Source organism: Streptomyces sp. NPDC085944 (genome assembly GCF_040686295.1).
In the GTDB taxonomy this organism is placed as follows: domain Bacteria; phylum Actinomycetota; class Actinomycetes; order Streptomycetales; family Streptomycetaceae; genus Streptomyces; species Streptomyces salinarius.
The window spans coordinates 287,150-299,418 of the sequence record NZ_JBFBJX010000005.1; the positions used below are offsets into that span (position 1 = coordinate 287,150).

At 72.4% G+C, this 12,269-nt stretch carries 13 protein-coding genes; 11 read left to right on the plus strand and 2 right to left on the minus strand.

Annotated elements, in window-relative coordinates; genetic code table 11:
* Positions 1-230: 230 nt before the first annotated feature.
* The 9 genes from AB0P07_RS12310 (at position 231) to mutM (ending at position 9,474) form a co-directional block, all read left to right on the plus strand.
* On the plus strand, positions 231-1,964 hold the full coding sequence (locus AB0P07_RS12310; RefSeq protein ID WP_365548856.1) for a DAK2 domain-containing protein: 1,734 nt from the start codon (positions 231-233) through the stop codon (positions 1,962-1,964).
* A 61-nt stretch (positions 1,965-2,025) separates the two neighbouring features.
* Positions 2,026-4,308 carry an ATP-dependent DNA helicase RecG gene (recG, locus tag AB0P07_RS12315; protein WP_365548860.1) on the plus strand — a complete coding sequence of 761 codons (2,283 nt, stop codon included), beginning with the start codon at positions 2,026-2,028 and terminating at the stop codon, positions 4,306-4,308.
* Between the two features lie 55 nt (positions 4,309-4,363).
* Positions 4,364-4,951, plus strand: a complete 588-nt coding sequence (gene rsmD, locus AB0P07_RS12320; RefSeq protein WP_365548863.1) for a 16S rRNA (guanine(966)-N(2))-methyltransferase RsmD — start codon at positions 4,364-4,366, stop codon at positions 4,949-4,951.
* 26 nt (positions 4,952-4,977) lie between these two features.
* Complete coding sequence (coaD, locus tag AB0P07_RS12325; protein WP_102932899.1) at positions 4,978-5,457, plus strand: pantetheine-phosphate adenylyltransferase; 480 nt, start codon at positions 4,978-4,980, stop codon at positions 5,455-5,457.
* 133 nt (positions 5,458-5,590) lie between these two features.
* Positions 5,591-6,700 (plus strand): cell division initiation protein, encoded by a 1,110-nt coding sequence (locus tag AB0P07_RS12330; protein ID WP_365548866.1) that lies wholly within the window; start codon positions 5,591-5,593, stop codon positions 6,698-6,700.
* 143 nt (positions 6,701-6,843) lie between these two features.
* Positions 6,844-7,497, plus strand: a complete 654-nt coding sequence (locus tag AB0P07_RS12335) for a YceD family protein (RefSeq protein ID WP_365548869.1) — start codon at positions 6,844-6,846, stop codon at positions 7,495-7,497.
* 2 nt (positions 7,498-7,499) lie between these two features.
* Positions 7,500-7,673, plus strand: a complete 174-nt coding sequence (gene rpmF / locus AB0P07_RS12340) for a 50S ribosomal protein L32 (RefSeq protein WP_006139588.1) — start codon at positions 7,500-7,502, stop codon at positions 7,671-7,673.
* Positions 7,674-7,680: 7 nt separating this feature from the next.
* On the plus strand, positions 7,681-8,511 hold the full coding sequence (gene rnc, locus AB0P07_RS12345) for a ribonuclease III (protein WP_061442354.1): 831 nt from the start codon (positions 7,681-7,683) through the stop codon (positions 8,509-8,511).
* 102 nt (positions 8,512-8,613) lie between these two features.
* Positions 8,614-9,474, plus strand: coding sequence for a bifunctional DNA-formamidopyrimidine glycosylase/DNA-(apurinic or apyrimidinic site) lyase (gene mutM, locus AB0P07_RS12350; RefSeq protein ID WP_365548874.1), 861 nt, complete (start codon positions 8,614-8,616; stop codon positions 9,472-9,474).
* Here the strand turns inward: mutM and AB0P07_RS12355 are convergent.
* Both AB0P07_RS12355 and AB0P07_RS12360 read right to left on the minus strand, forming a co-directional pair.
* On the minus strand, positions 9,464-9,868 hold the full coding sequence (locus tag AB0P07_RS12355; RefSeq protein WP_365548876.1) for a helix-turn-helix domain-containing protein: 405 nt from the start codon (positions 9,866-9,868) through the stop codon (positions 9,464-9,466). The two genes, mutM and AB0P07_RS12355, sit on opposite strands and share 11 nt — an antisense overlap.
* An 82-nt stretch (positions 9,869-9,950) precedes the next feature.
* Positions 9,951-11,162, minus strand: coding sequence for a CAP domain-containing protein (locus AB0P07_RS12360; protein WP_365548881.1), 1,212 nt, complete (start codon positions 11,160-11,162; stop codon positions 9,951-9,953).
* Positions 11,163-11,345: 183 nt separating this feature from the next.
* Here AB0P07_RS12360 and AB0P07_RS12365 point away from each other — a divergent pair, with 183 nt between their 5' ends.
* Together AB0P07_RS12365 and AB0P07_RS12370 are read left to right on the plus strand one after the other, a co-directional pair.
* Positions 11,346-11,627: an acylphosphatase gene (locus AB0P07_RS12365; protein ID WP_365548884.1), complete on the plus strand. Its 282-nt coding sequence runs from the start codon at positions 11,346-11,348 to the stop codon at positions 11,625-11,627.
* A gap of 378 nt (positions 11,628-12,005) precedes the next feature.
* Positions 12,006-12,218 (plus strand): hypothetical protein, encoded by a 213-nt coding sequence (locus AB0P07_RS12370; RefSeq protein ID WP_030188592.1) that lies wholly within the window; start codon positions 12,006-12,008, stop codon positions 12,216-12,218.
* Positions 12,219-12,269 lie beyond the last annotated feature (51 nt).

The window sequence follows — 12,269 nt, forward strand, 5'->3', positions numbered from 1 at the left end:
ATCCCGGCATGCCGGGATCAAGCTCTCGGACTCGCGAACGGGCCGGGATCTGAGTGGCGGTGCCAGGGGGATGGCCCGATCGGGATCGGGCAACCGGAGCAGCATACAACGGCTGCTCCCGTACAACGAAACTACCACGGCAGCTCAGGGGCCCGTCCCGGCCCTCTTCCGGTGGGCCGGCGGCCCAAGGTCTACGCTGCCAGCCACGTCCGCAGTCCAGGGAGGCGCAGGTGGCGCAGGTGCCGCAGAGGTTCTTCGACGCTCTGGCGGTGCGTACCTGGTGCGGTCTGTCGCTGCGCGCGCTGGGACGGGCGCGCGAGGAGATCGACGCGATCAACGTCTATCCCGTCGCCGACGGGGACACGGGCACGAACCTGTACCTGACCGTCGAGTCTGCCGTCGCCGCGGTGGAGGCCGTCTTCGCGGCGCACGAGGTGGACGGCGGGACGCGGGACACGTCGGGGGCCCGGGGCGCATCGGGCGCCCGGGACGCGGCCGACGGGCCCTCGCTGGCCGACGCCGTGGGCGCCATGGCGCACGGGGCGCTGATCGGCGCCCGGGGCAACTCCGGCACGATCCTCGCGCAGCTGCTGCGCGGGATGGCCCAGGTGCTCACCGAGCGGGGTGACTCCGCCCACACCGGGGGCCCCGGCCTGCGGCTGGCCCTGCGGCACGCCGCCACGTCCGCCCGGCAGGCCGTGGCCCACCCGGTCGAGGGCACCGTCCTGACCGTCGCCTCGGCCGCCGCCGACGCTGCCGACGGCGCGGAGGGCGACTGCGCCGAGGTGGCCCGCGCGGCCTACGAGGGCGCCCGCGCGGCGCTCGTCGCCACCCCGGGGCAGCTGCCCGTCCTGGAGCGCGCCGGAGTGGTCGACGCGGGCGGGCACGGTCTGGTGACGGTCCTCGCGGCCCTGGTGGAGACGTTCACGGGCCGGGCGCCGGGACCGGTCGCCGTGCCGCACGCGCGCGTGGAGCTTGGCGGTGAGGGCCCCGGGGAGGAGCGGGCGACGGGGGAGTGCACCGAGGAGGGCGGCGAGGGCGGCCCCGCCTTCGAGGTGATCTACCTCCTGGAAGCCGAGGACGAGGCCGTGGCCCGGCTGCGGCGGCGGCTCGACGCCCTCGGGGACTCACTCGTCGTGGTCGGCGGCGACGGGCTGTGGAACGTCCACGTGCACGTCGACGACGCGGGCGCCGCCGTGGAGGCCGGCGTCGAGGCCGGGCGGCCGTACCGGATCCGCATCACCCACTTCGGGCACGGCGACGCGCACACCACCGGCGCCGAGCGCCCGCCCCGGGAGCGGGCCCAGCGCGCCGTGGTGGCCGTCGTACCGGGGGAGGGGCTGGCCGCGCTGTACACCGAGGCCGGCGCGACCACCCTGCTCGCGCGCCCGGGGGAGCCGCCCGTGAGCGGCGAGCTGGTCCAGGCCGTACGGCGGGCGCACGCGCGCGAGGTGGTGCTGCTGCCCAACGACGCCGAACTGCGCCACACCGCCGCCGCGGCGGCCGAGCAGGCCCGTACCGAGGGCGTCCGCGTCGCCCTCATCCCGACCCGTTCCGCGGTCCAGGGCATCGCCGCGCTCGCCGTGCACGAGCCCGAGCGGCGCTTCGACGAGGACGTGGTGGCCATGACCTCGGCGGCCGGCGCCACCCGCCACGCCGAGGTCACCGTCGCCGAACGCCAGTCCTGGACCACGGCGGGCATCTGCCAGGCCGGGGACGTCCTCGGCCTCATCGACGGCGACGTGGCCGTGATCGGCGCGGACGTCTCACAGGTCGCCGCGACCGTCCTGGACCGCATGCTGTCGGCCGGCGGCGAGCTGGTCACCCTCGTCCTCGGCGACGAGGCCCCGCAAGCCGTCGCCGACCGGCTGGAGGCCCGCGTCCGCGAGGCGTACCTCGCCGTCGACACGGTGGTCTACCGGGGCGGCAGGCAGGGCGCGCTGCTGCTGGTCGGCGTCGAGTAGGGGAACGCGCACCGGGCCGGTACGGCGCTTCCCCGGCACGTTGTCAGTGGCGTGGTGTGCAATGGATCTCGTGCCCGCACTGCAAGAACCCCTGAAGAAGGTGCTCGGCCCCGCCACCGCGAAGGTGATGGCCGAGCACCTCGGCCTGCACACCGTCGGCGACCTCCTCCACCACTACCCCCGGAGATACGAGGAGCGCGGTCAGCTCACCCACCTCGCCGACCTCCCCATGGACGAGCACGTCACCGTGGTCGCCCAGGTCGCCGACGCCCGGCTGCACACCTTCGCCTCCTCGAAGGCCCCGCGCGGCAAGGGCCAGCGCCTCGAGGTGACCATCACGGACGGCAGCGGCCGCCTCCAACTGGTCTTCTTCGGCAACGGCGTGCACAAGCCCCACAAGGAACTCCTGCCGGGCACCCGCGCGATGTTCGCCGGCAAGGTCTCCGTCTTCAACCGCCGACTCCAACTGGCCCACCCGGCCTACGAACTGCTGCGCGGTGACACCGAGGGCGAGGAGACCGTCGAGTCCTGGGCGGGCGCGCTCATTCCCCTCTACCCGGCCACCGCCAAGCTGGAGTCCTGGAAGCTCGCCAAGGCGATCCAGACGGTGCTGCCCAGCGCCCAGGAGGCCGTCGACCCGCTCCCCGACTCCCTGCGCGAGGGCCGGGGCCTGGTCTCCCTGCCCGAGGCCCTGCTCAAGATCCACCGCCCGCACACCAAGGCCGACATCGAGGACGCCCGCGCCCGCCTGAAGTGGGACGAGGCCTTCGTCCTCCAGGTCGCCCTCGCCCGCCGCCGCCACGCCGAGACCCAACTCCCCGCCGTCCCCCGCAAACCCAGCCCCGACGGCCTGCTCACCGCCTTCGACGACCGGCTCCCCTTCACCCTCACCGACGGCCAGCAGCGGGTCTCCCGCGAGATCTTCGACGACCTCGCCACCGACCACCCGATGCACCGGCTGCTCCAGGGCGAGGTGGGCAGCGGCAAGACCCTGGTCGCCCTGCGCGCCATGCTTGCCGTCGTCGACTCCGGCGGACAGGCCGTGATGCTGGCGCCCACCGAGGTGCTCGCCCAGCAGCACCACCGGTCGGTCGTCGAGATGATGGGCGAGCTGGCCAGTTGGGGACTGTGGCGCGAAGCGCCTCCGCAGAGGGGCGGTGGCGGGCGACGGGAGGGAGGGATGCTCGGCGGCGCCGAGCACGCCACCAAGGTGGTGCTGCTCACCGGCTCCATGGGCGCCGCCGCCCGCCGGCACGCCCTGCTCGACCTGGCCACCGGCGAGGCGGGCATCGTCATCGGCACCCACGCGCTCATCGAGGACAAGGTCCAGTTCCACGACCTCGGCCTGGTCGTCGTCGACGAGCAGCACCGCTTCGGCGTCGAGCAGCGCGACGCCCTGCGCGGCAAGGGCAAGCAGCCCCCCCACCTGCTCGTCATGACCGCCACGCCCATCCCGCGCACCGTCGCCATGACCGTCTTCGGCGACCTGGAGACCTCGGTCCTGGACCAGCTCCCCGCCGGCCGGTCCCCGATCGCCAGCCACGTCGTCCCGGCCGCCGACAAACCCCACTTCCTCGCCCGGGCCTGGGAACGGGTCCGCGAGGAGGTGTCGAACGGCCACCAGGCGTACGTCGTCTGCCCGCGCATCGGCGACGAGGACGACGACCCGAAGAGGGGCGCGAAGAAGAAGGCCGCACAGGGCGAGCCGCCCGGGGGCGACGCCGAGAAGCGCCCCCCGCTCGCCGTCCTCGACGTCGCCGAGCAGCTCGCCGAGGGGCCGCTCCAGGGCCTCAAGGTGGAGATCCTGCACGGCCGTATGCAGCCCGACGACAAGGACGCGGTCATGCGCCGCTTCGCCGCCGGGGAGACCGACGTCCTGGTAGCCACCACCGTCATCGAGGTCGGCGTCAACGTCCCGAACGCCACCGCGATGGTGATCATGGACGCCGACCGCTTCGGCGTCTCCCAGCTCCACCAGCTGCGCGGCCGGGTCGGCCGCGGCTCCGCCCCCGGCCTGTGCCTGCTGGTCAGCGAGATGCCCGAGGCGAGCGCGGCCCGGCAGCGGCTGAACGCCGTCGCGAGCACCCGCGACGGCTTCGAGCTCTCCCGCATCGACCTCGAACAGCGCCGCGAGGGCGACGTCCTGGGCCAGGCCCAGTCCGGTGCCCGCACCTCGCTGCGGGTGCTCGCCGTCATCGAGGACGAGGAGATCATCGCGGAGGCGAGACAGGAGGCCGCGGCAGTCGTGGCCGCCGACCCGGAGCTGTCCGGCCTGCCGGGGCTGCGCACGGCCCTAAAGGCACTGCTGGACGACGAGCGGGAGCAGTACCTGGAGAAGGGCTGACAGACTGGCAACGGACACCGTCCGTCCCCCCGAGCACACCGACAAGGACGCAGACATGACCCGCGTGATCGCCGGCAAGGCCGGCGGACGTCGCCTGGCCGTCCCGCCGGGAACCGGTACCCGCCCCACCTCCGACCGTGCGCGCGAGGGCCTGTTCTCCACCTGGCAGTCCCTGCTCGGCGGCCCGCTGGACGGTGAGCGGGTCCTCGACCTGTACGCGGGCTCCGGCGCCGTCGGCCTGGAGGCGCTGTCCCGCGGCGCCGGGCACGTCCTGCTCGTCGAGGCCGACGCCCGCGCCGTCCGCACGGTCCGCGGGAACGTCGCGTCCCTCGGTCTGCCCGGCGCCGAGGTCAGGTCGGGCAAAGCGGAACAGATCATCCGTACCCCGGCCCCGGCGGAGCCGTACGACCTCGTCTTCCTGGACCCGCCGTACGCCGTCTCGGACGACGATCTTCGGGAGATCCTGCTCACACTCCGCACTCAGGGGTGGCTCGCGCCGGATGCGCTCGTCACCGTGGAGCGCAGCACCAGAGGCGGCGAATTCCGCTGGCCGGACGACTTCGAGGCGATCCGGTCCCGTCGCTACGGCGAGGGAACGTTTTGGTACGGTCGCGCCGCCTCTACGTGCGAAGACGCACGATGACCGGACCGGAGAGCGAGGGAACACAAGTGCGCCGTGCCGTCTGTCCCGGGTCATTCGACCCGATCCACAACGGACACCTCGACATCATCGCCCGTGCCTCCAGCCTCTACGACGAGGTCTACGTCGCGGTGATGATCAACCGGTCCAAGAAGAGCCTGTTCGAGATCGAGGAGCGGATCGACCTCATCCGCCGGGTCACCGCCGAGTACGGCAACGTCCGCGTGGAGTCCTTCCACGGCCTGCTCGTCGACTTCTGCAAGCAGCGCGAGATCCCGGCCATCGTCAAGGGCCTGCGCGCGGTCAGCGACTTCGACTACGAGCTGCAGATGGCCCAGATGAACAACGGCCTCTCGGGCGTGGAGACCCTCTTCGTCCCCACCAACCCGACCTACAGCTTCATGTCGTCCTCCCTGGTCAAGGAGGTCGCGACCTGGGGCGGCGACATCTCCCACCTGGTGCCGCCGCTGGTCCTCGAAGCCCTCACGGAGCGCCTGAGGAACCGCTGACCGCCTCGTCGCGCGGCCACCGCCCCAGCCCGCGGGGACTGACAACCCGTCACCCGGTGTCCGCCGGACACCCCGGGGTCGTACAGTCGTCCCGTCCGTCTCCAACACAGCTGTAGAGAGTGGCGAGCACACGGTGGACGTGCAGAACAAGCTCGACGAGATCACCGCGATGGTCTCCGGCGCCCGCGCCATGCCCATGTCGGCCTCGTGCGTGGTCAACCGCGCCGAACTGCTCTCGCTGCTGGAAGAGCTCCGCGCCGAGCTGCCCGGCTCCCTCGCCCAGGCACAGGAGCTGATCGGCGACCGCGAGCAGATGGTCGCGCAGGCCCGCCAGGAGGCCGACCGGATCATCGAGAGCGCGCACGCCGAGCGCGGCTCCCTCATCGCCGACACCGAGGTCGCCCGCCGCTCCCAGGCCGAGGCCGACCGGATCCTCGCCGAGGCCCGCCAGGAGGCCGAGGAGGTCCGCGCCGAGGCCGACGACTACGTCGACTCCAAGCTCGCCAACTTCGAGGTCGTCCTCACCAAGACCCTCGGCTCCGTCGGCCGCGGTCGCGAGAAGCTCCTCGGCACCGGACCCGGCCTCGACGAGAACGGCTACGAGGACGAGGACGCCCCCGAGCGCAGCCACGACCCCGAGACCCTGCGCCGCGACGCCGACACCTACGTCGACACCAAGCTCGGCGCCTTCGAGGCCGTGCTGGCCAAGACGCTGGAAGCGGTCGGCAAGGGCCGCCAGAAGCTGCACGGCCGCATCGCCACCGACGACCTCGGCGCCCTCGCCGACGACATGACCACCGTCCAGCACTCCAGCGACGCCGACTACCTCGCCGGCCTGGCCGGCCTCGCCGACGCCCCGGCCCCCGCCGAGCAGCCCCAGTACGGCGAGCCGCAGCCCGCCGCCCAGGTGTCCGCGCAGGCCGTGCCGGAGATGCCGGCCCAGGAACCGGCGTACGGCTACGCGGCGCAGCAGCAGCCGGACCCGTACGCGGCGTACCAGCAGACCTACGACGGCGGGCAGGACCCGTACGGCTACCAGCAGCAGGGCACCGACCCGTACGGCTACCCGTACGACGGCGGGCAGCACACGTACGGCGGGCAGCAGGGCTACCCCGAGCCCCCGCAGCAGCCCGCGCACGCCCCGCAGGCCCAGCCGCAGGCGCTCGACGAGACCAGCCTCTTCGACACCAGCATGATCAGCGCCGAGCAGCTGAGGGCCTACGAACAGGGCCGCGGACTCTGAGGAGCGAGGGGGCGCCCGGCCCGGATTGGGACGAGAGCGAATGGTCCAGTATCCTGGCTCTTCGGTCGCGCGTACGTCCGCGATCGCCGCTGCCCGGGAACACCGAAGGGCGGCGCCCCCCACCACGAAGACCGAAAGCAGGAATGGTTCTGAACGCGCGCCTCGACCACCGCGACCCCCTCGTGTTCGACACGCACGAGCTGGGACGGCGGCCCGGTGCGCTCCAGCGCCTGACCCGCACGGTCGACGCCCCCAGGGACTTCGGTCTGCAGGGGGTCGTCGGAGTGCCGGAAGGTGCCCCGGTGGAGCTCGATCTCCGGCTCGAGTCGGTCATGGAAGGTGTGCTCGTCACAGGCACCGCCCGTGCCAGGGCCGAGGGAGAGTGCGTAAGGTGTCTGGAGCCGCTCGAGCAGCAGCTCGAAGCGGACTTCCAGGAACTGTTCTCGTACCCTGACGCCGACGACCGTGGCCGCCCCGTGGCGGAACCGGGCGACGACGCCGAGGACGACGAGGACAGGCTCTTCGTCGAGGACGGACTGATCGGCCTCGAACCCGTGCTGCGCGACGCGGTGGTGCTCGCACTGCCGATGCAGCCGGTGTGCCAGGAAGACTGCCAGGGCCTGTGCTCCGAATGCGGAGTGCGCCTGGCGGACGACCCGGACCACCACCACGACGCCGTCGACATTCGTTGGGCGGCATTGCAGGGACTCGCCGGTTCACTCGGAGACGGCGAGAAGGACGAGATGAGCGGCGACGGGTCGGATTCCGCGGACGCCGCCGAGAAGCAGGAGAAGTAGCCGTGGCTGTTCCGAAGCGGAAGATGTCGCGCAGCAACACGCGCCACCGCCGGTCGCAGTGGAAGGCTGCGGTCCCCACCCTGGTTGCGTGCGAGCGCTGCCACGAGCCCAAGCTGCAGCACATCGCGTGCCCGGCTTGCGGCACTTACAACAAGCGCCAGGTCCTCGAGGTCTGAGCGGCTGGTGAGAGGCACTGTGTCAGTCCCCAAGAAGGCGGAAGACGCCAAGGCGGACCCACCCGCCAAGAAGAAGGCGGACACCCAGGCCTCGTCCCACACGCTTCTGGAAGGGCGGCTCGGCTATCAGCTCGAGTCCGCCCTTCTGGTGCGTGCACTGACCCACCGTTCCTACGCGTACGAGAACGGCGGTCTGCCGACGAACGAGCGGCTGGAGTTCCTCGGGGACTCCGTGCTCGGCCTCGTCGTCACGGACACGCTGTACCGCACCCACCCCGACCTGCCCGAAGGCCAGCTGGCCAAGTTGCGGGCCGCGGTGGTCAACTCGCGTGCGCTGGCGGAGGTGGGCCGCGGGCTCGAACTCGGCTCCTTCATCCGGCTCGGCCGCGGTGAAGAGGGCACGGGCGGCCGGGACAAGGCGTCCATCCTCGCCGACACCCTCGAAGCGGTGATCGGCGCGGTCTATCTCGACCAGGGCCTCGACGCGGCCTCCGAACTGGTGCACCGCCTGTTCGACCCGCTGATCGAGAAGTCCTCCAACCTCGGTGCCGGCCTGGACTGGAAGACCAGCCTCCAGGAGCTCACCGCGACCGAAGGGCTCGGTGTCCCCGAGTACCTGGTCACGGAGACCGGCCCCGACCACGAGAAGACCTTCACTGCTGCCGCCCGCGTCGGAGGCGTCTCGTACGGCACCGGCACCGGCCGCAGCAAGAAGGAGGCGGAGCAGCAGGCCGCGGAATCCGCGTGGCGGTCCATCCGGGCCGCGGCGGACGAGCGCGCCAAGGCGACGGCCGATGCCGTCGACGTGGACCCCGACGAGGCGTCCGCCTCCGCCTGACCCACCCACCGCACGGTCCGAACGCCCGTCCCGCCTCAGGGGCGGGCGTTCGGCCGTCACCCGTTCACCGGTCCCGTCCACCGGCCCACCCGAGGGGAAGCCATGCCCGAGTTGCCCGAGGTAGAGGTCGTACGGCGCGGCCTGGAACGCTGGGTCGCCCACCGGACCGTCGCCGACGCCGAGGTACTGCACCCGCGCGCGGTGCGCCGGCACATCGCGGGTCCCGACGACTTCGCCCACCGTCTGGCGGGTCACCGCATCGGCACCCCCAGCCGCCGCGGCAAATACCTGTGGCTGCCCCTGGAGGACACCGACCAGGCGGTCCTCGCCCACCTCGGCATGAGCGGACAGCTCCTGGTCCAGCCGCACGAGACAGCCGCCGAGAAGCACCTGCGCATCCGGGTCCGATTCGCCGACGCCCTCGGCACCGAACTCCGCTTCGTCGACCAGCGCACCTTCGGCGGCCTCTCCCTGCACGACACGTCCGCCGACGGACTGCCCGACGTCATCGCGCACATCGCCCGCGACCCGCTGGACCCGCTCTTCGACGACGAGGCGTTCCACCTCGCCCTGCGCCGCAAGCGCACCACGATCAAACGGGCCCTGCTCGACCAGTCCCTGATCAGCGGCGTCGGCAACATCTACGCGGACGAGGCCCTGTGGCGCGCCCGCCTCCACTACGAACGCCCGACGGCCACCCTCACCCGCCCCCGCACCACGGAACTCCTCGGCCACGTCCGGGACGTGATGAACGCCGCCCTGGCCGTGGGCGGCACCAGCTTCGACAGCCTGTACGTCAACGTCAACGGCGAGTCCGGCTACTTCGACCGCTCACTCGACGCGTACGGCCGCGAGGGCCTGCCCTGCCGCCGGTGCGGCACACCGATGCGCCGCCGGCCGTGGATGAACCGCTCCAGCTACTTCTGCCCGAAGTGCCAGCGACCGCCGAGGGTCACGCCGTAGGCGTCCGGCGCTCGTCGTACCGCTCGCGCGACGTCAGGACCTCGTCCATCCGCCCCTCGACGCACTCGATGAGCGCGAGCAGCCGCCCGGCCACCTCGCGCCCCAGCGCCGTCAGTTCGTAGTCCACGCGGGGCGGGTTGGTGGGCTGCGCCTCGCGGTGCACCAGCCCGTCGCGCTCCAGCGCGTGCAGGGTCTGCGCGAGCATCTTCTCGCTGACGCCGTCCACCCGGCGCCGCAGCTCGTTGAACCGGAACGACCCCTCGTGCAGCGCGCCGAGCGTCAGCGCGCCCCAGCGCCCCGTGACGTGCTCCAGGGTGCCGCGCGAGGGACAGGCCCGGGAGAACACGTCGTACGGCAGATCCTGCTCCGCCGTCCGCTCCTGCGTGGTCGACATGCCCCCAGCGTACGTGAGCACAGCGCTGCGCCGCAGAGAGCGCAGGGCGGTGGACAGCGCCGGGCGAGACGGTCCCGACCGGTCAGTAGCCGAAGTCCTGTGTCCACCACGGGCCGCCGGAGCCGAAGTGGACTCCGACGCCCAGGGTCTTGAAGTCGCAGTTCAGGATGTTGGCCCGGTGGCCGGGGCTGGCCATCCAGGCGTCCATCACGGCCTGGGCGTCGGCCTGGCCGCGGGCTATGTTCTCGCCCCCGAGGCCGCTTATGCCCGCTGCGGCCGCCCGGTCCCAGGGGGTCGCGCCGCTGGGGTCGGTGTGGTCGAAGAAGCCCTGGGTGGCCATGGCCTGGCTGAAGTCCTCGGCCAGTTCGCGCAGGGCGCTGTTCGCGGCCACCGGGCTGCAGCCCACCTTGGCCCGTTCCTCGTTGACCAGCTTGAGCACCTGCGCCTCGGCGACGGCTTCCTCCGAGACGGCCGGGGGCGTGCTGGGCCCGGCGGGTTCCTTGGCGGCCGGGCGGGAGGGCGTGGGCTTCGGCTTGGCGCTCGGGGGCGTCTTCTGTGTCCCGGTCTTCGACGGCGTACCGGCCGGGGCGGCGGGTTTCGAGGCCGGTGCCGAGGTGGCGGGGGAGGACCGCGAGGGGGACGGGGAGTCCTGGGCGGACTCCTTCCTCGATTCCTGCGACCCCTTCGACGCGGACGGCGACGAGGAGGACCGGGAGGGTGATGCGGAGCGGTCGGTGCCGCGGCTCGTGGCGGCGTCGTCGCCCCGGTCCGGGCCGGCGCTGCCCGAGGTGCCGCCCTGCTGGGACGGGGTGTTCGTCGGGGCCTCCTGGGCCCGCACCGGGTCGCCGCCGGTGCTGCTGTCGCCACCGATCCGGTAGTTGTCGAGGCCGGGAACCGCGCCCGTGGCCACCGCCACCGTGCCGATGGCGACCGCGGCGGACACGCCGAGGAGACCGGTGCGGACACCGGCGGCCGCCTTCTTGCGACGACGACGGCGTCCCCCGCCGGGCCCCGAGCCGGCGTCGGGCGTGTACCCCTCCGCGGGGAAGGCGACGGTGCGGCCGGCCTGCGGCGCCTCGCCGTCCGGGCCGTCCGCGAACAGGTAGGCGTCGGTCTTGGCGCGGACCTCGGCGTACGCCTCGGGGTTCAGGTAGGGGGCGATCCCCATCGTGGGGGTCTCGCCCGGCGCCTCGGGGCCGCGGCCCCGTCCCGTCGTCGTACCGGCCGTCTCGTGGCCCTCCGCGGCGCGGCCCGTGGCGGCGCGGCCGGCGGCGGAGCGTCGGTGGCGTCCCATGTCCTGGCCTTCCTCGTCCTCGTCCTCGCGCGGGGGAGTGCCCTGCGGTCGACTGTGCTCAAGATCAACACGAAACTCACACGATCGAGTGAGTTTCATGTGGGATTCATTGGACCGGGACGGTACCGCATGGCGCCTGGGGGTGATGTGTCGCGCGGGACATTGACTGGTTAGGTTGCAGTCATGAGCGAGGATGTACGACTGGTCGCGTGGGTGCGCGGACAGGTCCAGGGCGTGGGTTTCTGCTGGTTCACGCGGGCCAGGGCGCTGGAACTCGGCGGGATGAGTGGTTTTGCTCTCAATTTGGGCGACGGCCGGGTCCAGGTCGTCGCGGAGGGCCCCCGCGAGCGCTGCGAGGGGCTGCTCGACTGGCTGCGCGGCGACGACACGCCCGGACGCGTGGACGGGGTGACCGAGATCTGGGACACACCTCGCGGGGGCTACGACGGCTTCGCCATCCGCTGACGACCGGCCGCGCGAGGGTCCCGGGGTGCCGGAAGGACCGCCTCCCCCGGGGGTGGCCGGGACGAAAACGGGCAGGTGGTTGCCAAGGACGGCCGCTCGTGGGAGGCTCCGCGCGCAGAATGATCGCCACGCCCCGAGGGGCCCGCAGGAGTCGCACCGTCGCCGCTTCCCGGCCGCATGCCCCCGGGCGCCCGCCAATACGGGGCGTGATCGTGTTGACCGTCAAACTTTTTGGTGAGACGCTGAAAGCCCCGCGCACCTTAGCTGTTTGGCATGGTTGAACGGCAGCAAAACTCCAAAGTGCCAAGCACCGCGGGTGCGATTCCCTGACGACCCACACCGCTTCGGTCGGTCACTCATTGTGGAGGACCATCCATCATGGCAAAGGCGCTTCTCGGTTACGTCGGCGGCTCCGACCCGCGACTCCTCGCCGAGATGCGACGGCTCCAGCAGCGCGTCCAGGACCTGGAATCCGAGCTCGGACGAATCCAGGCGGAGAAGGACGCGCTGGCGGCTGCCGCTTCTCACGACAGGATCATGGAGAGCATGGAGAGCGTTGACGCACACCAGGCGGAGCCTGCGCTCACCTGATCACTGCATCGCTCCACCACGGCACAGCAGTGGTTGGGCCCGCCCGTACAA

Excerpts from the sequence above, each read along its gene's own strand:
- AB0P07_RS12370 (WP_030188592.1), top strand. The coding sequence starts at position 12,006 with ATGGCAAAGGCGCTTCTCGGTTACGTCGGCGGCTCCGACCCGCGACTC.
- rsmD (WP_365548863.1), top strand. The coding sequence starts at position 4,364 with ATGACCCGCGTGATCGCCGGCAAGGCCGGCGGACGTCGCCTGGCCGTC.
- AB0P07_RS12360 (WP_365548881.1), bottom strand. The coding sequence starts at position 11,162 with ATGGGACGCCACCGACGCTCCGCCGCCGGCCGCGCCGCCACGGGCCGC.
- recG (WP_365548860.1), top strand. The coding sequence starts at position 2,026 with ATGGATCTCGTGCCCGCACTGCAAGAACCCCTGAAGAAGGTGCTCGGC.
- mutM (WP_365548874.1), top strand. The coding sequence starts at position 8,614 with ATGCCCGAGTTGCCCGAGGTAGAGGTCGTACGGCGCGGCCTGGAACGC.
- AB0P07_RS12335 (WP_365548869.1), top strand. The coding sequence starts at position 6,844 with ATGGTTCTGAACGCGCGCCTCGACCACCGCGACCCCCTCGTGTTCGAC.
- AB0P07_RS12365 (WP_365548884.1), top strand. The coding sequence starts at position 11,346 with ATGAGCGAGGATGTACGACTGGTCGCGTGGGTGCGCGGACAGGTCCAG.
- AB0P07_RS12355 (WP_365548876.1), bottom strand. The coding sequence starts at position 9,868 with ATGTCGACCACGCAGGAGCGGACGGCGGAGCAGGATCTGCCGTACGAC.